This window comes from Achromobacter sp. NPDC058515, assembly GCF_042721735.1.
Lineage (GTDB): Bacteria > Pseudomonadota > Gammaproteobacteria > Burkholderiales > Burkholderiaceae_B > Achromobacter.
On the sequence record NZ_JBHXNI010000004.1, the window covers coordinates 110456 to 129063 of the forward strand.

Annotated in this window: 26 protein-coding genes; all 26 read right to left on the reverse strand. The window is 63.9% G+C overall.

What is annotated here, in order from left to right; all coding sequences use genetic code 11:
• Window positions 1-26: 26 nt before the first annotated feature.
• Window positions 27-335, reverse strand: a complete 309-nt coding sequence (locus tag ACFWP0_RS09085; RefSeq protein WP_377841359.1) for a hypothetical protein — start codon at window positions 333-335, stop codon at window positions 27-29.
• Complete coding sequence (locus ACFWP0_RS09090; RefSeq protein ID WP_377841360.1) at window positions 332-874, reverse strand: phage baseplate protein; 543 nt, start codon at window positions 872-874, stop codon at window positions 332-334. Before ACFWP0_RS09090 ends, ACFWP0_RS09085 begins: the two co-directional genes overlap by 4 nt.
• Window positions 874-2490 carry a phage tail tape measure protein gene (locus ACFWP0_RS09095; protein WP_377841362.1) on the reverse strand — a complete coding sequence of 539 codons (1617 nt, stop codon included), beginning with the start codon at window positions 2488-2490 and terminating at the stop codon, window positions 874-876. The genes ACFWP0_RS09090 and ACFWP0_RS09095 overlap by 1 nt, the downstream gene beginning before the upstream one ends.
• Before the next feature lie 93 nt (window positions 2491-2583).
• Window positions 2584-3036 (reverse strand): hypothetical protein, encoded by a 453-nt coding sequence (locus ACFWP0_RS09100; RefSeq protein WP_377841363.1) that lies wholly within the window; start codon window positions 3034-3036, stop codon window positions 2584-2586.
• Window positions 3037-3045: 9 nt separating this feature from the next.
• Window positions 3046-3495 carry a phage tail fiber protein gene (locus ACFWP0_RS09105; protein WP_377841365.1) on the reverse strand — a complete coding sequence of 150 codons (450 nt, stop codon included), beginning with the start codon at window positions 3493-3495 and terminating at the stop codon, window positions 3046-3048.
• A gap of 57 nt (window positions 3496-3552) precedes the next feature.
• Window positions 3553-5061 (reverse strand): DUF3383 domain-containing protein, encoded by a 1509-nt coding sequence (locus ACFWP0_RS09110; protein ID WP_377841367.1) that lies wholly within the window; start codon window positions 5059-5061, stop codon window positions 3553-3555.
• 10 nt (window positions 5062-5071) lie between these two features.
• Window positions 5072-5599: a phage gateway protein gene (locus ACFWP0_RS09115; RefSeq protein WP_377841368.1), complete on the reverse strand. Its 528-nt coding sequence runs from the start codon at window positions 5597-5599 to the stop codon at window positions 5072-5074.
• On the reverse strand, window positions 5596-5964 hold the full coding sequence (locus ACFWP0_RS09120; RefSeq protein WP_377841370.1) for a phage collar protein: 369 nt from the start codon (window positions 5962-5964) through the stop codon (window positions 5596-5598). Before ACFWP0_RS09120 ends, ACFWP0_RS09115 begins: the two co-directional genes overlap by 4 nt.
• On the reverse strand, window positions 5961-6437 hold the full coding sequence (locus tag ACFWP0_RS09125; RefSeq protein ID WP_377841372.1) for a hypothetical protein: 477 nt from the start codon (window positions 6435-6437) through the stop codon (window positions 5961-5963). Before ACFWP0_RS09125 ends, ACFWP0_RS09120 begins: the two co-directional genes overlap by 4 nt.
• Entirely contained in the window at window positions 6434-6862 is a 429-nt protein-coding gene (locus ACFWP0_RS09130) for a DUF4054 domain-containing protein (RefSeq protein WP_377841374.1), read from the reverse strand. The genes ACFWP0_RS09125 and ACFWP0_RS09130 overlap by 4 nt, the downstream gene beginning before the upstream one ends.
• A gap of 1 nt (window position 6863) precedes the next feature.
• Window positions 6864-7214, reverse strand: coding sequence for a hypothetical protein (locus ACFWP0_RS09135; RefSeq protein ID WP_377841376.1), 351 nt, complete (start codon window positions 7212-7214; stop codon window positions 6864-6866).
• Between the two features lie 59 nt (window positions 7215-7273).
• Entirely contained in the window at window positions 7274-8356 is a 1083-nt protein-coding gene (locus tag ACFWP0_RS09140) for a major capsid family protein (RefSeq protein WP_377841377.1), read from the reverse strand.
• 20 nt (window positions 8357-8376) lie between these two features.
• Complete coding sequence (locus tag ACFWP0_RS09145; RefSeq protein ID WP_377841379.1) at window positions 8377-8856, reverse strand: hypothetical protein; 480 nt, start codon at window positions 8854-8856, stop codon at window positions 8377-8379.
• Window positions 8853-10106, reverse strand: a complete 1254-nt coding sequence (locus ACFWP0_RS09150; protein WP_377841380.1) for a DUF2213 domain-containing protein — start codon at window positions 10104-10106, stop codon at window positions 8853-8855. Before ACFWP0_RS09150 ends, ACFWP0_RS09145 begins: the two co-directional genes overlap by 4 nt.
• The gene (locus tag ACFWP0_RS09155) at window positions 10087-10959 is read right to left on the reverse strand and encodes a minor capsid protein (protein WP_377841383.1); all 873 of its coding nucleotides are present in this window, start codon (window positions 10957-10959) and stop codon (window positions 10087-10089) included. Before ACFWP0_RS09155 ends, ACFWP0_RS09150 begins: the two co-directional genes overlap by 20 nt.
• Window positions 10859-12373, reverse strand: a complete 1515-nt coding sequence (locus ACFWP0_RS09160; RefSeq protein WP_377841385.1) for a DUF1073 domain-containing protein — start codon at window positions 12371-12373, stop codon at window positions 10859-10861. The genes ACFWP0_RS09155 and ACFWP0_RS09160 overlap by 101 nt, the downstream gene beginning before the upstream one ends.
• Window positions 12370-13707 carry a PBSX family phage terminase large subunit gene (locus tag ACFWP0_RS09165; protein WP_377841386.1) on the reverse strand — a complete coding sequence of 446 codons (1338 nt, stop codon included), beginning with the start codon at window positions 13705-13707 and terminating at the stop codon, window positions 12370-12372. The genes ACFWP0_RS09160 and ACFWP0_RS09165 overlap by 4 nt, the downstream gene beginning before the upstream one ends.
• Entirely contained in the window at window positions 13679-14338 is a 660-nt protein-coding gene (locus ACFWP0_RS09170) for a hypothetical protein (RefSeq protein WP_377841388.1), read from the reverse strand. Before ACFWP0_RS09170 ends, ACFWP0_RS09165 begins: the two co-directional genes overlap by 29 nt.
• A gap of 674 nt (window positions 14339-15012) precedes the next feature.
• Window positions 15013-15369, reverse strand: coding sequence for a hypothetical protein (locus tag ACFWP0_RS09175; protein ID WP_377841389.1), 357 nt, complete (start codon window positions 15367-15369; stop codon window positions 15013-15015).
• Window positions 15362-15562 carry a hypothetical protein gene (locus ACFWP0_RS09180; RefSeq protein ID WP_377841391.1) on the reverse strand — a complete coding sequence of 67 codons (201 nt, stop codon included), beginning with the start codon at window positions 15560-15562 and terminating at the stop codon, window positions 15362-15364. The genes ACFWP0_RS09175 and ACFWP0_RS09180 overlap by 8 nt, the downstream gene beginning before the upstream one ends.
• The gene (locus tag ACFWP0_RS09185) at window positions 15562-15903 is read right to left on the reverse strand and encodes a DUF1064 domain-containing protein (RefSeq protein ID WP_377841392.1); all 342 of its coding nucleotides are present in this window, start codon (window positions 15901-15903) and stop codon (window positions 15562-15564) included. The genes ACFWP0_RS09180 and ACFWP0_RS09185 overlap by 1 nt, the downstream gene beginning before the upstream one ends.
• Window positions 15900-16532 (reverse strand): hypothetical protein, encoded by a 633-nt coding sequence (locus tag ACFWP0_RS09190; RefSeq protein ID WP_377841394.1) that lies wholly within the window; start codon window positions 16530-16532, stop codon window positions 15900-15902. The genes ACFWP0_RS09185 and ACFWP0_RS09190 overlap by 4 nt, the downstream gene beginning before the upstream one ends.
• Window positions 16533-16569: 37 nt before the next feature.
• Window positions 16570-17403 carry a YdaU family protein gene (locus ACFWP0_RS09195; RefSeq protein WP_377841395.1) on the reverse strand — a complete coding sequence of 278 codons (834 nt, stop codon included), beginning with the start codon at window positions 17401-17403 and terminating at the stop codon, window positions 16570-16572.
• The gene (locus tag ACFWP0_RS09200) at window positions 17400-17759 is read right to left on the reverse strand and encodes a Ref family recombination enhancement nuclease (protein ID WP_377841397.1); all 360 of its coding nucleotides are present in this window, start codon (window positions 17757-17759) and stop codon (window positions 17400-17402) included. The genes ACFWP0_RS09195 and ACFWP0_RS09200 overlap by 4 nt, the downstream gene beginning before the upstream one ends.
• Entirely contained in the window at window positions 17756-18277 is a 522-nt protein-coding gene (locus ACFWP0_RS09205; RefSeq protein WP_377841399.1) for a DUF1367 family protein, read from the reverse strand. Before ACFWP0_RS09205 ends, ACFWP0_RS09200 begins: the two co-directional genes overlap by 4 nt.
• Before the next feature lies 1 nt (window position 18278).
• Complete coding sequence (locus ACFWP0_RS09210) at window positions 18279-18596, reverse strand: CII family transcriptional regulator (protein WP_377841400.1); 318 nt, start codon at window positions 18594-18596, stop codon at window positions 18279-18281.
• Window positions 18597-18608: the final 12 nt, after the last annotated feature.

The following is an 18608-nucleotide window of genomic DNA, read 5'->3' on the forward strand; positions in this document are numbered from 1 at the left end:
CGATCCCGATTCGGATAGCGCGTAGGTCAATCATCGATGCCGACCTCCGCCGGTTCCAGGTAGATCAACGACTGCGACCGCCCGAACTCCTCCCACCATGGCAGTTCACCGTCCCGGGTCAGGATGGCGAAGTTGCCCTGGTGGCTGAGGTAGCGGTAAGGCAGGATTGGGTATTCAGCGATGATTCGCTGGCCCAGGACCAAGTCCACGCCATCGCGCCGGACGTCAGCCAGCATCGTTCCGCGCGCGACCTTAATGGCCAGCTCCCACAAGACGCCATTGATCGTGGCCGAGAATGTCTGGTTCGGCACCGCCAACAAGGTGATGTCTCTCACTTGAACACCCCGCTCAAGACGCTGCCCTTCCGCTCGGTGCTGGCGCCGGACTCTTCCGACGTCTGCTGGCCCCGCTTAACCGTGCTGGACTGGCTCTTGTTTTCCACCTTCGCCGGCGGCAGCTCGCCGAACTCTGGCTTGACCTCGAGCCACTCCTGCAGCCGCACCGGCACATTGATGGCCATGCCCAGCTCTGGCGTCTCGTCATGCGGCATCTCCACGATCAGCATGCTTTCGTAGGACTCGACCTTCGTCTGGACCGTCAGAAGCTTGTTCTGGTCAAACGCCTGCCGCAGGGATTCGAACTGGTTGCGCGTGTCGTCGGTCAGCAGGAAATCGATCTGGATCTCCACCAACTCGCGCACGACGTGGTCCGACCGCTCGCTGCCATCCTCGACCGCGAACTTGGTCGCCCGCTTTGCCTCCCTCACCGCCACCCGCATCGGATGGGCGGACGCAAACAGGGTCTCAAAGCTCTCAGCATCGAGGATCGTCACCTGCTGCTGGGTGGATGTCGACAGGCTGTCTGATAGCTGCATTACCGTTTCACCCCGCTGGCAGAATCAGCCTGCAAGTTCTTGAGTTCGTCCTTCAACCCGCCGCCGATCGACTGGCTGATGCCTTGGGCGTCGGTTGCCTGCGTCTGTACGGTGACCTGGCCGACCTGGACGTTCGTCTCGGTGTGCGTGTTGCTGGCGTTCGAGATCGCGTTCGACGTGATCGAGTTCATGGGGTTCGCCGACGCCTGGTCAAGCTGCGCCTGCGCCGCCTTCATGTTCTCGGCCGCCTTGGCCTCGGCGTCCGATACGCCCTTGGAGACAGTCGACGCCGAAACCTCGATGTCGTCGCCGCTGCCGAATCCCAGCCACTTCCCAATCCTTGAAATGACCGACGAGACGCTGTCGAATACCCCGCTGATGTATGTCCAGGCGCTTTTCACGACGCCGACGACGCCCTGGAAGATGGCGCCTATCGACTTACCCATGACGGCAAAAGAATTCACCGCGCCCGACGCGAACACCTTGACCGAGTCATAGGCGCCGGCCAAGGCTTCCTTGACCCAGTCGAATGCGGCCGTTACGGCCTGCGCCATCGCCTTGACCGTCTCCCCGACGATCGGATACTTCTCCGAGATCTGCCCGATGAGTGAATCGTTCCCTTCCAGGAAGTTCATCACGTCGTCGTACAGCAGCGCGAAGAGCGCCACGACCGCGGCGATGGGCGCGGCCACTGCCAGGAACGGCGCGATCAGCGCCCACACCGCCGCGGTGGCCGAAATCACCGCCGGCAGGAACATCGCCGTCAGGATCGTCGTCAGCCCGATGAAGAAGCCTTTGACGAAGGTGTCGTGCCGGTTCATCCAGGTGACCACCGAATCCAGCTTTTCGATGAACCAGGTGATCGCCGGCAAGATCCAGTCCACGATTCCGCTCGTCGCCACGCCAGCGCTCTGCCGCAGCTTGGCCAAGGCTTCCGAGTAAACGCGCACGCGTTCGGCGGACTCCTTGGTTACGACGCCCTGCTCTTTCTGCACGCGCAGCATGCGCTCGACTTCCTGCCGCCCCTTCAGCAGCAACTCGACCGACCGGTTGTCGGTGATGCCGAGCTCCTTGATCCGGAACACCGCCTGCTCGCGGCCCATTCCCTCGACAGCGCCGGCCAGCTCGACCATGCCCTGCACGGCATTCTTGGCCTGGCCGTTCACGTCCTTGAGACTGATGCCCAGCGCCTTGAACGTCTTGGCGCGCCCCGATTCCACGTCCTGCAGCGCTTCGCCGATGGACTCGGCCATGTCCGTTAGGGAGTCGCGCGCGCCCTGGGCGTCTCCGCCCATCCGCTCGATGGCCTTGCCGAACGCGTCGACGTCCTCGATCGCCACGCCCAGCGCATCGCTGGTGTTGCGGATCTGCTCGACCGTCTGCACGTGGTTGTTGAAGGTCTCCAGGGCCTTGGAGGCGGCAACGGTAGCCAGGATGGCCGCGCCGATCCGGGTAAAAGCCCCCTTGATCTTCTGCTCCATCAGGGCGGCGCGCCCCTCGGCGGTCAGCATCGACTTGCCGAACTCGTCGGTCTTCTGTTCGGACTTGTCGATCTCCTTGTTCAGCTTGGAGTTGTCCGCGTCGATGATGTACGTCAGGGCGTCCAGCAAGGCCATGTCACTTCCTCTTTTCCGCTTCCATCGCGCGGATTTCGTTGACCTTGTTGGTCGTGGCGATTTCCCAAAGGTCCATCGCCTCTTCCAGGTCAATTACGGTTTTGAGCTCGACGAGTCGGGCGAGTCCTGAGCTGACAATTGACCCAATAAAGGGGTCAGCATTGGCATAATCGAGTGGAGACACTTTTCCAGCAGGCAATCGAGGAAACCGCGCTGCCCGCCGAGTCCGAAAAAACCGGTGTTCTCCTCGATCATCTCGACCTCTAGCTTCATGAGCTGGATGCCGTCGTCGACGTGGTTGTCGATCAGGGCCGCTGTGGTCAACCGCTGCTCGCGCCCGTCAAGGTCCACCGCCACATAGCTCATCAGCTTCTTCATGACCTCTTCCGAGGTCTGGTAGTCGCCCAGCTTGGGGATGTTCGACAGCGGGTACTTGGCGATCACCTCCCGCGCCACCGTGGCCGGCAGGCGGGAAATGGTGAATGCCTTCTCCACGCCGTCACGGTTCTTGACCATGACGACACGGGGTTTGATCAGGTCTGCCATGGCTTGGCCTTACGCGCGAGTGCGGGAGAGGTTCTGGAAGGCGAAGGTGTAGGACTTCGACTTGATGCGGCCGGCGGACGCCGGCGAGTTGCCGGGCATGCCGTTGGTCATCTTGCCTTCGCTCAAGGAAAGGCTGGCGCCGTCGGGGTAGGTCGCCACCAGCGTGATCTCGTCGCGCGCATGCCGCTTGTTCTTGGCGGCGCGGTTCGCTTCGAAGATGACGGCAAGGTTGTTGTCCTCTTCGCTGCCCGGGATGACGTTCAGGGTGATCGTGATCGGCGTCGGGGCGCTGAAGACCACCAGATCGCCGTTGACGTTCATGGCTGGCGTGGCGATGTCGATCGCCGGGATGTCGAACGGATCGGCATCATCCGCAAAGGCGGTGATGGTGAATCCGGACGGGAAGGACTCGCTGGCCACGCAGCGCACGGCTACGCCGATAGCGGAAGTATCGTACATGTCTGATCCTCAAAAGAAAGACGGCCCGCAGGCCGCCCGAAATGTTGTCTTGCCCGGTCAGACCAGGTTGTGCGAGCCGTCGACCTTGCGGACCATGTCGCCCTTCGAATAGACCAGCGTGTACTTGGCCGTGTACTCGGTCACGCCCGACTCGCCCGTCTCCTGCTCGATGCTGACGTTGCACCAGTAGCCGTTGTCCTGCACGTCGTGCCAGGCCAGGGGATCGTTGGTCAGCTGGGTGACCGCAACTTTCTGCAGCTCCGTCAGCGTCTTGCCGATCAGGATCGTGCCGTTGGTCAGCGCCTTGTTGACCCCGCCCTGGATGATCGCCATGACCATGCCGCGGCCGTCGTTGTTGGCCGGGATCTTGTTCGTGGTGAGCAGCAGGCTCATCAGCTGGGCCGTCATGTAAGCCTTGAGCCATTGCTCGTTGGCATGCACGGACATGTCCAGGGGCGCCGTCGCGCCGCCCATCAGGTAGCCGCGCTGAAAGAATGCGATGCGCTGGCCAGCGCTGGCCGTCTGTCCGTAGTAGTTCACGCGGCGGGCGTCGTAGAAATCCGCCATCTGGTCGTCCGACACGTCCGCCGTCAGCGTTACGCCCGACTGGCGGAACATGTAGTTGATGGTGGCGTTGGTGCGGTCGTAGTCCGTCGCTGCCATCACGGCCATCGGCAGCGCCTCTTTGTACTCGCCCGCCGTGCCGTTCAGGACCAAGCCGTTGGAGGCGGTGCCAATCATGGCCGCGTTCCAGGCGTCGGCCGTCACCGAGTCGACAGACCAGTACATCTGATACTTCACGTTCTCGCCGGAGACGTACTCCGCCAGCGGGATCGCGTCTTCCAGGTCCACTGCGGCGCCGAAGGACGCCGAGCCGAACGAATCCGTGACGTTCTCAGCCGCGCGGAAGGCCTCGAGCGGCGTCATGGCAACGGAGCCGGGCGAACTGATGGCCTGGGCACCCTGCAGCGCCAGCATCGCGCCGATATCGCTGCCGGTGGCCGGCGACACGACAACAGCACCCGGGCCCGTCGCAGCGGACGCGACCGTGAACGATCCCGCGATCGCGTCATAGGTTACCGTCGCCGCGGTTCCGGTCTGGGCGGTGGCCGCCGTGGCGATCGCGGCCGTGACCAGCTGCGCCACATTCGTCAGGCTTGTGGTCGTCGACAGGTTGACGCCGGTGAGCGCGTAGGAGAACTCGCCGACCTTGATGTTCATGGCGCCGGCCGTGACCGCCTGGAAGTCGGCCAGGCTGGCCGAGATCCGGTAGCCGTACACGCGGCCGGGACGAGCGACGTCCGGGAACGCAGCAAACTGCAGCTCGGGCGCCTGCGAGGCAGGGGCCGGGCTGACGTAGGAGAAATACTGGCGGGCGAACGCCGCCTCGGGCGAGTCCGAGCCGAAATAATCGTCCGCACCACCCGGGCGCACCGAGACGATCTGGCCGACAGGCACGCGCGGGTCAGTGGTGAAGCGCCGGCCGGTCAGTTGCTGCTGGGCGACGGCATTGGCGCCGATCACCGCACTGATGATCCGGACGTAGCGAGTCATCTTGATGGACATGTCTTTTTCCTCAAATGCGATGGATGCCCGGCGCAACCTGTTGAATGTGTGCCGTGGCCTGGGTGATGTTGCGGTGGTGGGTGAAGATGACGGTGAAGTTCGGGTTGAAGTCGAAGTTGTCCCGGTCGTTCACGAACGACGGCGTCACGATGTCCGTCGCACGCTGCACGCCAATCCCGGCGGCAGTCATTGCCTGCGTGAACTTCATGGACTGCAGCACGCCGCGTACCACCGACAGGACGTCGGAGGCCAGAAGCTGCTCCGGTGCGTTCAGGTCGTCCTCGACGAAGGCCTGGAACTGGTACATCGACTCGTTAATTTGGGATTCCGTCGCCGTTAGCGCGCCGCCGTCATCGCGGTACTTGCGCGACTGCCAGCCGCGCTTACCCCGGCCGACCGGAAAAAAGTAGATGCCGTCGTCGACTCGGCCCTGCTTGGTCGGCTGAAACGCCGCCAGCACCGGCAGGCTGATGCCCTGCTCGGCCAGCAGCTGCAGCAGCGCGGCCCGGACGGTGGCTTCAAGCTGCTTCTGTTTCATGCTGGCCCCACGTCGACGCAAAGGATGCCGCGCCAGCCGTCCTGGGTGTACCAGTCGGCACCGCCCACCACGTCATGCCGGCGCCCGCCATAGATCAGCTGGTCCGGCGCCGCGCCGCGCTGCACGTTCTCCACGGGGTGGGACGTGTACAGGTTGAAGTAGCGCTTGGCGGTGTCCAGCCCCAGGTCGCGGATCGTCGACTCGCTCACCGGCTGCCAGGAACCCTGGATCGGCTGGGGCAGCTCGTACTCGTTGACCCACTGCCCGCGCGCGTTCTCGGTGCGTCCCTTGAACTTGAGCCACGCCGGCGACTGTTGCGAGATAACGCCGGCCGCCAGGCCAAGCAGGTTGATTCCTGGAATCACGATTTATCCTCCACGACGTGGCTGACGGACTGGATCATCTGGCCGGTGTCGACCAGGGGCTTCTTGGATACCCCAGGGGTCTTCTTTCTTGACTGGCGTGCGGCGAGCGTCGACGGTTTGAGCGGAGGCGTGGTCAGTAACGAGATCGCTCTGGCTATGTCCCCGGCTGCCCGGGCTCCCAATGCATCAAATGCCTGATCGATTCTGACCTTCCCATCGATGGCGCCGCGCACAGCACCGGCGATCTGCCGGCCCCATTCCGCCTTCTTCTGCTCAGCCGTCGGTCGCATGACGGGGCGCGCGGGGATGTTTCCTTGCGGGTAACCCCATTCCTGAATGGCGAGTACGTATGCAACCGGAGTGCCGTCGGGATACACGGATTCCGGGAAAATCCCGGTTCGAATCTGCTTGCTGCTCACATCTGCGAGCGTGGCCTTCAGCTTCTCCGTTCCCCCCTTGCGCACCACCTTCATCGGAACCTTCCCCCGCGGATGGACAGGCCGCCCACGTTGCGAAACGCCGCGCGCTCGGGCAGGCCGCCGACATATAGCCCGCCGGCCGCGCAGCTCTTGGACAGCGCCAGGAACTGCTGGCCATAGGGCGTCAGGTTCAGCCAATGCGACCAAGAGTCGGTCGCCGGCGGCGCCTGGAACGACACGCTCACTTTGTCGATGGTGGCCGAGGCTAGCGCGCCTGGCGCGCCGCCGTTGCCCGCCTCGGCATTCAGCCGCAGCTGCAGCAGGTGGGCGGTGATCAGCATCCACAGCTGCTCGTTGCACTGACAGCCGCGCCCGCTGGTGTAGCACTGCGCCCATTCCGCCACGGCCAGCACCACCTCATCGGGGACGGCGATGAACATGGGGAACAGGATCCGGAACTTCGCCAGCGGGAAGTCCATGTCAGGCCTCGGCGTCTTTGACCTTGGCGCCGCCGGCGTTGCGCTTCTTGGCCGTTTCCGGGGTGTCCTGGGCGGACTTGTCCATGGGCGCCAGCTCGCGCGCGGCGAACGCTTCCGCGTCCGACTTGTCGCGGCTGGCCGCCACGAAGCCGTTCTTGAAGTGAGCCTTGAACACGATGTTCTCCTGCAGCAGGTTGAACTCGTCTTCGGTGATGGCGGTGGCCATGCCCTTGGGCGTCACCAACTGCTTGTTGGCCACGTTGGCCTTGCCAGCGATCAGGACCGAACGACCGTTCTTGAGCTGGTAGCGCTGGTCGTTGCTGAGCGTGCTGTAGATATAGATGCGAGACATTTCGACTCCAGAAATGAAAAGAGCCGGGTTTCCCCGGCCCTCTGTTCAGTACGCGACGATCAGGACGCGCTGATGGTCCGGCGCGCGAACGCCCAGGGGCGCAGGATGAAAATCCCCGCCGTGGCGTTGATGGCGTCTTCGATGTAGCCCTTGATGCGGTTCTCGCTGCCCAGGACTTGGTAGCGCACCGGAACGGCCTGGATCAGGCTGGCGCCGGTGATGTCCGACTCGTCCTGATCCGCGGCGTTCTCGACAAACAGATAGGCCACGTCCAGGCCGCCGTTGGCGTCCTTGAACTCGGCGGTCGTCACCACACGCACGTTCGGGAAGTTCTCGTTCAGCCATTGGCGGAACGTCATGCCCGAGGCCGCGGGGCTGTACACGCTGAAGATCGAGCGGTAGCCGGTCGGCAGCACCAGGACCAGGCGCGCCGTGTCCTTGAGCTCGCCGCCCATCTGGGTTTCGAGCTGGTTATACATGCCCGTGAACTCGGCGACCAGTTGGTCGAAGTTCGCGGTCAGCCAGGGCGTGGTCGCGGACACGAAAGCCGGCAGGCTCGGGTCGTTCAGCAGGCCGTACACGTTGGTGTCGGGCTGGTTGAAGCCGTAGAAGCCCACCTGGTTGCGGCTGATGTCCAGCGACTCGGTGGCGGCGCGGCGCTTCTCGTCCGCCGTCTGGTAGCCGATGGCGGCCTGGCGGGCGTCTTCCAGCTTGCCCACCTGGAAGCCCTGTTCGAAGCGCACGATGCCGCGCGATTCGATGGACTGGCGGTAGTCGGCCAGCGGGATGTTGGTCGAGTCACCGTACAGCTCAGCCTTGGCGGCCGGCTCGGCAACGCGCAGGCTGATCAGCTCGTCTTCCCAGCGACCGACCGTCGTGATGCCCGCGATCTCGTCGATGTTGCGCACCTGCGTCACGACGCGCAGCGTGCCGGGCAGCCAGGTCTGGAGCATGTGCGCGAGCATCGCGCCGTTCGTGACGGCCGGGCCGGTCAGGGCCGAGTCCATCGCGCGCACGCCGACGCCCAGGTTCTCCAGGTCTTCGAAGCCGATCTTGGCATCGCTGCCCAGCTTGACGGCGCCGCGCGAGAGGGCCAAGCGGCCGCTCATGTGCATGTGCACCTTGGATTGAGTTTTTGCCATGATTTCTGGTTCCTTTCCGATCAGGCGCCGGCCGGGGTGGGCAGGACCACCAGGCCATTGAGGGCGATCACCGCCAGACGCGGGGTCTCGGCGCTGGGTTCGTGGCGGGCGATGTGCGCGCCGGGGATGACGGTGCCGGTCTCGCCGGCGGAGATCACACCGGTGGTCGTGTTGAACGACACCGGGTCGCCGATGTTGCCGTCGTTGCCCAGCTGGACGTAGACCTCGCCCATGGTCAGGAATTCACCGACAGTGGCGTTGCGGGCGTAGTCGGTGTCGATCGCATACGCCTTCGGGTTGATCAGGATGCCGGCGAAGGCGCCAGCGCCGCCGACCTCGACGTCGTCCGTGCCGGCCTTGTACGTGAAGGCGCGGCCGAAGATGTTGTTCGCCTCGGTTGCCGAGTCGATCACGGCCGAGGCGGCGCGGGTCGGGCCGTCATGGCTGATATTGCCCGGGATGCCGGACAGCAGGTAGGTTCGTGCGGTGTTCGGGATCATTGCTTTTCGCCCCAGACTTTGGCGGCCGTGTCTTCGGCGCGCACGGTTTTGGAATCGCCGACGATCTTCTCGGCGTCGGATTTGGCGGCTTGCAGGTAGCCCTGCAGCACCGCGAGCTCGGCACCGTCCTGCGCCTTCAGGCCCAGCTTCTTGACGGCGTAGCGAGCGACCTGATCCTCCGACGTCAGCATCGCGCTGTCGAAGGCGCCGATGAACGGGGTCACGCGTTTGACCAGAGCGTCGCGGTCGGCAATCCGCTTGATCACCGCGGCGGCGTCATTGGCCTTGATCTCGGTGCGCAGCGTGCCAATCATGCCCATGACCTGGGCGTCCGCAGCGCGCGCGGCGATCTTATTCTTGGCGGCGCCCAGCTTGGCCATGGCGGCGTCCAGCGCTTTGCGACTGTCGGCGGTCGGCGCGGCCTTCACTGCTTCGGCAGCAGCCTCGACTTCCTCCAGGGCAGCCGTGACCTCTTCGATCGCGGCCGTGGCCGTCTCGACGGCGCTGGTTGCCTGCTCGGCAGCCGCGGCGGTTTCCTCGACGGCGTCCTTTTCTTCCGTCGTGACGGCGCCGGGGGCCGCCGGCGCTTCCGCGTCCGTGACAGCCTCCTTATTCGGGTCGTTGTCCGAGACAGCGGCAGCTTTTTCCGCCAAGATTTTCTCGATCAACGCCCGGAATGCTTGTTCCATTTCGGGGGTGATTTCCATATTGATGAACTCCGCTGAGTCGTAGGTGATGGTGAGGCAGTCCTGTACAGCCACGTCCGGCCCCGTCCTGCCCTCTTTCACGGATGCCAGATGATTGAAGCGAATGTCGCGCTGGATGGCGTCGTACCGTTGGCCATCGAACACGCCTTCGCTGAATTCGTATCGACAGCGATAGCTGGGCGAAAGCTCCACCTTGCCGCGGTCGATCAGGTTCTTCATGAAATCCGAGTAGGCCCGGATGCTGTTGCGCAGGTACGGGTACTCGAAGCGCGCCGTCTCGCCCGTGGTGCCCTGCACGCCCTTCTTTTCAGCCGGCGTCCCTTCCACGCCCAGGAACTCGTGTTCGTCGATCCAGGGCACCAGGTTGGCCGAGGCGATCGTCTCCGGGTTCTCCAGCTCTTCCTGGGGCCGATAAACCTGGTAGATCCGGTCAGCGTCCGGCCCGCCGATCTCCCGGCCCAGGTACGGAAAAACCCCGACCTTCGTGATCGGGTTGTCGCGCACCAGCAGGTAGCCGTTGACGTCAGTTTGTCGCTTGCTCATCGAGGTACTCGGTAAAGTCGATGACCGGGCGCATGCGGCACCGGCAGTTGATCAGCTCGCCAGGGAAGCCGCGCTGCCCCGTCCGTTTGTCGATGACGGGCGGGTTGTCCATGCTGAACGTCTGCCCGTTGTATTGGACGTGCAGTGAGCGGGGCTCCGCGCCACCGCCACTGTGTATCCACTCGAACTGCTTGACGCCGGCGGCCTTCATCCGCTCCTCGTTCATGGCAGACGTGATCTTGCGCGTCTGGTCCACCGCGATCAGCTTGGCGCGGTTGCGCGTGACCTGGTTCAGGCTCTTGATCTCGTCGAAGATCTGGCTCGATCCCTGTCCGCCTGACTGGATCGAACGCATGACGATGCCATGGATCCGGTCCTGGAACTGCGCCGGGATGCTCTTGATCAGCCCGACGTTCTCCGCGGTGCTGGCTAGGACCTTGTCGTACAGGCCGGCAGGCATCTGGAACGTCTTGATGGTCAGGCCGCCCGACATATCCCGCAGCGACGCGCCCAGGTTCTGTTTGGAGAATCGGTCGACCTGGCCGATCGTGCGGTTCGCGAGCGGGCCAGCCTTCTCGGCAAAGGCCTTGCTCCACTTCCGCCCCAGCTCGCCCAGGATGCGCCGCGCCTGGGTCGTGACGCTCTCGTCCTGGGTGATCTCGGGATTCGAGCGGTACAGCGCGCGCAGTGCCTTGTCGTACTCAGCCAGCATGCCGTCAATCAGCGACTCCATGCTGGCCCGGTACCGGCCCTCAACGGCGACCGGGTACGCCAGCGCCGCGCCCTTGAACTGGCTGGCCTGTTGTTGCTGCCCCCACGCCTGGCGCCGCTTCGTGACCATTTTCTTCGGCATCTACGAACTCGGCGTCTTCAAGGTTGTGGTAATCGCCCTCGCGGTCTTCGCGCAGGCGGTCGCGGATGTCCTCCGCATCGATCGCGCCCGTGTTGAACAGCGCGGCGTCGCGGTCTGCCTTGATCTTGTCGATCTCGGCCCATTCCTTGGCGGTCGGGCTGTCCACCGGCATCCACTGGATGGCTATTTCGGCCGGAAGCGCGATGCCCTCGGACTTGGCCAGCAGCCGGTAATGCGTCTCCAGCAGAGGCGTCATGTCGTTGGACTGGATGCTCTCCAGGTCTTCCCGGTACACCGACTGCTCGTAGTCGCCGGTGGCGTTGAAGCCCTTGGGCTGAGTTCCCAGCAGCTTCGTCGCGGGGACATTCGCCACGGACGCCGCCAGCTGGTACTGGGTCATGATGACCGTGTCCACGTCACCCAGCGCGGTGTCGAACTGCTGGATCGTCTCTTCCGCTCCACCGACGCGCACGCCGTAGTTGTCACGGAAGGCCACCCACTCCGCCAAGTTCTTCTCCAGCGCCTCGCGGTTGGTCAGGGCGGCATCGCCAACATTCAGCGACGTCAGCCGCTTGGTCATGAGCAGTTGCGGCCCCTCGTTGGCGGCGCGCTCCGCCGCGTAGGCCCGCTCCATCATGCGCTGAGGCACGCTCACGCCCAGGTAGCGGTAATGCGGCTTCAGGTAGTCCGGCACCGGGTACGGCACGAAGATCCGAAGGTGGGACTTGTGATAGACCCGATCCTTGATCTTCCAGAACGTCGGCTCGTAATAGCTCTGGCTGGCCGGGTCGTTCAGGTTGTCCTCTGTCAGCACCGGTGTGACCCAGTTCGGATCGATTTGGGACATGCCCCGGTACGTGCCGGCCTGCACGCCGTCCAGGTTGAACGGCGCCTTGTAATACTCCTCGGGGTTGGCCGCCTCGACATCGAACAGCACGATGCGGCCGCCATACACGCGCCCGAAGTGCACCAGCTCGCGCAGGTGGCGCTTGACCGCGTACTTCTTGTCGCCGGCCATCAGGCGGGCCGAGACAGCGTCCGACCCACACGTCAACAGGTAGCCATTGCGCACCGCATCGCGCGCCGGCATGTTGCACGCCTTGTCGATCAGCCAGTTCGTCGCCAGCATCGCGCAGGCCTGGTAGCCGATGAAGATGCTGCCCGCCGCGTAGAAGCCCAGCTGCGCCTCGTTGACCGGCGTGAAGCTGGCAGTCTTGGGCGTCGGGCGCTCGCCGATGTAGCCGTTGTCGGACGCGACCGTGGGCGCGCCCGTGGGCTGCTCGAAGGCAGGCATCTCGAAACGCGCTTCGACCTTGTCGCCCAGCGGATGCCGATGCGTGGAAAAAAGGCCGCGCGGCTTCAACGCCGGCGCTGCCTCCTGACGCGGCCCGAACAGTTTGCGAAAGAAATTCATCCGAAGAATCCGCGCTTGCGCTCAATTAGGTGCGGGCAGGCGCCCATGATGAAAGAGTCGGCCAGGTTGGGCGACGGAATGCCGCGCCGGGCCATCTCTTCCTTGGTCTCGATCATGTCCAGACCGCGTTTGCTGTACCGCTTGCGCGGCGCCGACAGTTCAATCTTCAGCTGCTCGAGCTTGGCGATGCCGCTGCTGATGCTGATTAGCTCGCTAGGGGGGAACACCATCCCCTTCGTCACCGCGTTGTAGGTGTTCCGCAACCGGTCGGCGACGTCCTGCCAAGCCTGCGCCTTCAGGTTCTCGAACTTTTCTTTGTTCTTGATCTTCGGCGCGTACTCCCTGTCGGGGCTGATGACCGCGCCGCCGGCATTGAACTTGTGATAGCCCGCCCTGATCCCGGCATCCGCCAGCGTTGAGCCGACGTGGGCGCCAACACCGATGGAGTCGTACACCAGGATGCCGTTTCGGACGTGTGCCCAGGCGCGCTTCGTCGACTGATTCAGTTCGTCCTCGGGTGCCGCCCACTCGTCAAGCTCGCAGCAGATGGCGCCGTCGAACACCGAGCAGGCGTTCTTGTCGGCGCCGGAGTCGGCCACGTCATAGCCGACCGTCCGCGCGCCGCCAAGCTCAATCCCGAGCTTCTGGTGCGCATCAACCGCGGCCTCGATCCAATGGAACTTGATGACCGAGGCATCGTCGCTAGAAAGTGGCTGCCCAAGGTAGATATGCCGGTATGCATCCGGATCCGCCTCTTTCAGCCGCTCCGCCTTCCTTCTGGCAGTCGCCGACAGGAACGGGTTGTCCGGGTAGTTGATGTGCCTGATGATGCAGTCATCGCCCAGCAGCGCCGGCAGCTTGGCCTGAACGAAGTCAGTGATAAGGTGCGGATTCCACAGCACCCAGACCTCGGCGCCCTCCTTCCGGATGGTCGGGTCAATGATTGACCACTGCTCCTCGGTCAGGCCCTCGCCTTCCTCGATCCAACAGACGTCGACGCCTTCCGTACCCTTGATTTCCTCGATGTTCCGGGCCAGGCCGTAGAACAGAAACTCCGACCCGGTCAGCTTGTGCCGGATGGTGGACACGCCGATGTCGAACTCGTCGCGCCAGCCGGCCGCTTCGATCTTTTCCTTGACGACCGTATAGACGGAGTCGGCAATCCGGTTCTGCAACTGGCGCAGGCACAGAAACCGCACCGAGTAGTTGCGCGCCAGGAACGCAGCCATGCCGCCGGCGTCCTGGGTCTTGGATGAGAACCGGCCACCCTTCAGCAGCTTGTACGGCTTTGGCGTGCGCCAGAAGTCATTCAGCGCCGGGTTGAGTTGGAACACCGCTATCCCTGTAGAAGTCCGCGAGGCTTCGCCCCTTTTGCGCGAGGCTTCCGTCCGGGTTGCTCAGTTCCAGCTTGGTGGCCTCGACGATTCCGTAGGCTTCCCGCTCAATGCCGACCAGGTTCTTCAGCGTCTCGGCCAGCTTCTTCATGCTGTCGATTCGGCCCGCGCTGGAGATCACCTTCTGGTAAACGTCGTTCCGCTTGTCCTGACCCTTGTCGTCCTCGCTGCGGAGGATGTCCCCCAGCTCGCGGAACAGGGCGATGTCGCCGGTCTCCGCTTCCAGCTCGTCGAGCAGGGACATGCAGAGGGTCCGGGCGCGTCGGATGTCGCTGCGGTGACCCAGCCGGATATTGGCGATGACCTCGGCGTTGGCCTCGACGATCGCCCGGTCGGTTACCGCCTGCTCGCTGGTAACTTCCTTGGTAACCGTGCGGCTGGTAACCAGCGCGTCAGCCTTCGCCTTAATCTTGACGTTTAGGTCTCGCTCCCAGCCTTCCTTCTTCGCGCGCTTGGCAATGGCCACATGGGACACGCCTTGCGACGCGGCGATCTCGCGCACGGACAGCAGGCCGGCGCGATAGTCGGATTCGATCCGCTCCCAGTCAGGCTTCTTCTTTGCTTCAGTCATGGAATTCTCGATTGCCCCCATCCGGCTACTCGCTTGGCGAGCTGGGCGCCGCGGTTCTCGTCATGCCGGCCGCCGGCGACAAGACCGGTAGAAGTGTCCCGCGCATTTGCCCCTGCGCGGACGCCGGGCCGGCTGCGGCGACTCATGGGGGTATTACTGTTTCGTGAGGCAGGTGTCCCAGTACCAGCCGTGGCCGGGAACGTAGGAGAGCCGGCCCATGTCAATTCGGTCGCGGGCCTCCTGCCATGTGCTGCCAGGGACGGGAGAGGCGCTATGGCCTTCGATCTCGTCGGTGAGGACGACTCGGCCGTCTGCATGGGTGCAGCGATAGAACATGGCGGCTCCAATGCAAAAGCCCCAGCGCGTGGCCGGGGCTTCAGTTCTTCAGGGCGCAAGAGCCCGGACGTATTGTGATGGTTTCTGAGATGCTTTTCCAGGAGCCGATGTTATGCTTTTCCACCAATACTCCGCGTGAGCGCCGTTGGCCACCTCCTCGCGTGAACTGGCGATGTGCCCCGTTTCCTCTAGCGTGAGCAAGACGCGCCACACCCCAGTCCGCACCACCGCCCTTTGACGCTGGTCTGCCCGCGGGGCAACGTGGTTGATAATCTGCCGCATCTTGAATCGGCGCTCCGGGTAAGCTGCCATCAGATCCATCACCTCGTGCGCGTACTTCACGCCAGCCTCCTTTCGACCTGGCCGCGGAACAGGCCCAGGTACAGCTTGTATTCGGTCTCGGTCAGAGCCACACCGGTTGTGCCGGCGATCCATGCGCGCGCCGCCTTGCGCCGGGCCTTCGGGTCCAGGCCGCCGAACATGGCGTTCTTCTGCGGGTACTCGGCGATGACGATCATGCGCTCATGCCACGGGAGCGCCGCGTGCATGGCCTCCACCACCAGGGCGTGGTCGTGAAGAATCGGCCTGGGATCGTCTTCCCAGGACACATAGGCCTCCATGTTGCCCACCGTGGCGCCGGACCAGGTCCACCGCGCCCAGTTCCACAAATAGTCATCCCCCGTCAGCCTACTCATCGGCCACCTCGTACTGTTTGCATTTCTTCCCATAGGGCTTGCCCTTCAGGCAGCGCATCATCGTGTCGCCGAACGGCGTCAGGACCGGCTTGGCGTTTGAGCAGCCATCGCAGGACCGGTTGATTGCCGCTTGCTGCTTGCTCATCAGAACCAGCATCGGGTCGCGCATCTGCCATTTGCACAGATCAACCATCAGAATTCCTCCACGGACCAGCCGCCGCCGTCCTTCTTGGCGCGTGCCTTTACAGCGATGAACTTGAACGGGTACATGTCGGCCGCGATCTTGATCTTGGCGCGTGCGTCGTCTTGCCAGAAGCCCTTCACCTCGTGGAGTTCGATTTGGCCGTCAGGCGCCATCACTGCGAAGTCGGGGGTGTAGAACGTGTTGTCCGCCAAGCGGAACTTCATCCCCTCGAACTTGTGCCAGAGGATCCCGCCCACCGCCTGCAGCTGGCCCAGGTAGTTGGCATAGGCCTGTTCGGTCTTGTTGAGCTGGCCTGTTTTCAGGCGACCCAAGGCAAATGCGCGATTCATGCCATCACCTCGCCGATCTCGCCCTTCGCACGCTTGAGCATTGCTGCAATGGCGGGTGTGGGCTGCTCGCCCTTGGCGATGCGTTCGTCCCACTTTTCGATCCAGCGACGTGCGTTGCGGCCGGACTGGTCCAGAGCCTTGTCCGCTCCCATCTTCTTCAGCGCGGCCGCGGCTTCCGCCTTGGTCGCCAGGGTTTGGCCCGGAGCGGGCAGCGCCTGGCGCGGCTCGGGGATGTCCGGCCACGCGCCCTTCGCCAGCTCGTCGCTCAAGGTCTTCTCCCAGCGAGCCTTGATCGCGCCATACGTGCTGGATAGCAGATCCACAGTACTGACGCCGACGGCGGCCCAGTACACTGCCGGGTGCGACCAGATGCCGATCTCGCCCCGCTTACGGGCGGACATCCCGCGCACCGCCTCGTGATAAGCCACCTCGGGCGCCATCCAGGGGCAGCACAGCTTGACGAACTCGGGCAGCGTGGGCGGCCATTCGCGGGTCAGGCAGGCAACCAACCCACGTCGAACCTGAGCCTCATCCAGGCCGGCCAGCTTCTGATTCCACGAATCCTTCAACTCGCGCGGCGTGAGGCCTTCCCACTGCTGGGCGAACTTGGCGCCGTACAGCAGGTGCATCTCGTTCACCACGAGGGCGCCCAAACCGGTCTGAGCGTTAGCTACTTGCATCGATCACCCCCATGTCAATTTCCCTTCGTTCCTGGCCCTCGGCCAGCACATCTCGCAACTCAGACGACCACGCGGCCCGCCGCTGTGCCGCGGTAGGCGGGCTGGCTCGCGCCTGCGCCCTCGGCGGGAAGAGCCCCTGGTATCCGCCGGCGATGCTGTTGGCGATCACGGCGCGCGGCGGGTGACCTTCGGCCCGGTAGTCGGCAAGCTGCTGCAGCTGGCGCTTGGCGCCCTCCTCCGTCACCGGCTTCTTGCGGTCCTTTCGGTCAGCAACCCAGCTTTGCCAGTCTTCACGGTCGAGCCAGTCGGGCAGGTCGATGGCGGATGCGTCGAATCCGTTCCCCCGCTTGCGGGGGGTAGGGGGGTGTTCTTCTGTTTCTTGGTTCTTGGTTCTTGGTTCTTGGTTAGCTTTCGATCCGGTTTCTTCTGGGTTAGGGTTCGGTTCGGTTTCGGAACCTACGGAAAACCCGCTGGGTTTTTCTGGGTTTCCGGATTCCTTCCTGGGGCGCCCTCCCCGCTTACCGTTCGCTTTCGCGGTGTCCGCCTTGACGTGATACGCAGCGATTTCCACGTCCGCTCGCTTGTTGTGCCAATGCCCCTCAGCCAGGGTGAAGAATTCCGTCAGGACCTGTGTGACGGCTTCTCGCTCTTCCTCGGTGCGCGCGCCGACCCAGCGGCATACCTGCTGCAGGTCGTCAACGATGGGCGCCTCTTCGGCGTAGTACCGGCGCAGCAGGCGGCTGTAGATGGCGTCTTCAACCAGGCTCAGGTGCATCGTGGCCTGGGCGTAGTCGCCGATGTTGTGGCTGTAGTAATTCATGCGTGCTCCAGCATCCCCGCGGCGCGCAACGCGCCATCAGGAACTTCCAATCCTTGGTCCTGCAGTTGTTCGATGCACCAGACCAGCAGATCCCGCTGGCGGCCGTAGCGGGTCTCGAAGCGCGCCTTCCAGGGATGCACAGCGATGCGGCCAGGCGCGCCAGTGCCATCCTGGTGATTGCCGGCCGATAGCGGCAGGACGAGCCAGTGCGCGTCCGGCTTAGTGCGACCGTCGATGTGATGGATCGAGCATTGGCTATCGAAGAAGCCATCCATGCGCGACGCGACGCAGCCAATGTTCGAGGCGAGCATGTCCCAGAAGCGCTTTTGCTCTGCGGTGGGGTTGCGGCCTTTCATTCGCCGAATCCTTGCAAGACCAGCTCCAGCATCTCGCTGGCGCGCGCCGGCGGCAGATGCGGCCACATGGTTTTCTGAGCGTGCGCGGTGCGCAGGAAGGCAACGGCGTCATCATGGAACTGCTCCATGTCGGCCTGCTCCAGCTTCGCGTAGCTGATCGACCGCGGCACCGGAATAACGCCGCCCTTCGGACCCGGGTACCAGTCCACGAAGCCGCTGCCCGTCTTGAGCCAGGCGCGGAACGCTTCGAATTCCTCGAAACGCTCTTGAGCCTCGAACAGGGCAGACTCCAGTGCCATGTGCTTCCGGTGGTACCAGCCGGTGCGCTCTTTGTGCGTCGTGATAGACATCATCTCGCCCGGCTCCAGCCGAACGATCTGGTTCCACAGGCGGCGCCATTGCTTGCGACCGCGCTCACCCAGGCCATCGACCATGCCGAAGATCATCCGGCGGGCGGCTTCCTTCTCCTGCTCGGACGCGTCGCCAGACTGCTGGCGGACCAGGGTGATGTCGGCCATGTCAGTGCCGCTCCTCTGATTCGATTTCGGCTTGCAGGTACTTGTAGGCCATGCGCTTCAACGCCTGCAGATCGTCCCGGCTCACCACTACGGCGTCCGCAGGCGCGACCTGCAGTCCCACGGCGGCTAACAACTGGCAAGCGCGTTCCAGATGCTCGGCCTTGAAGCGACTGAGCGTGCTGGCATCCATGCCCATGCAAGCTGCTGCACGATCCTGCGTCGTCGTTGCAAGTCGCTGCAAGACCTCGGCCAAATACCTTGCGCCGGTCTTGCGGGTGCTTTCCTGTCTATCGCCGGATACTGGTTGGGTGGTGCTCATCGAGTACTTCCT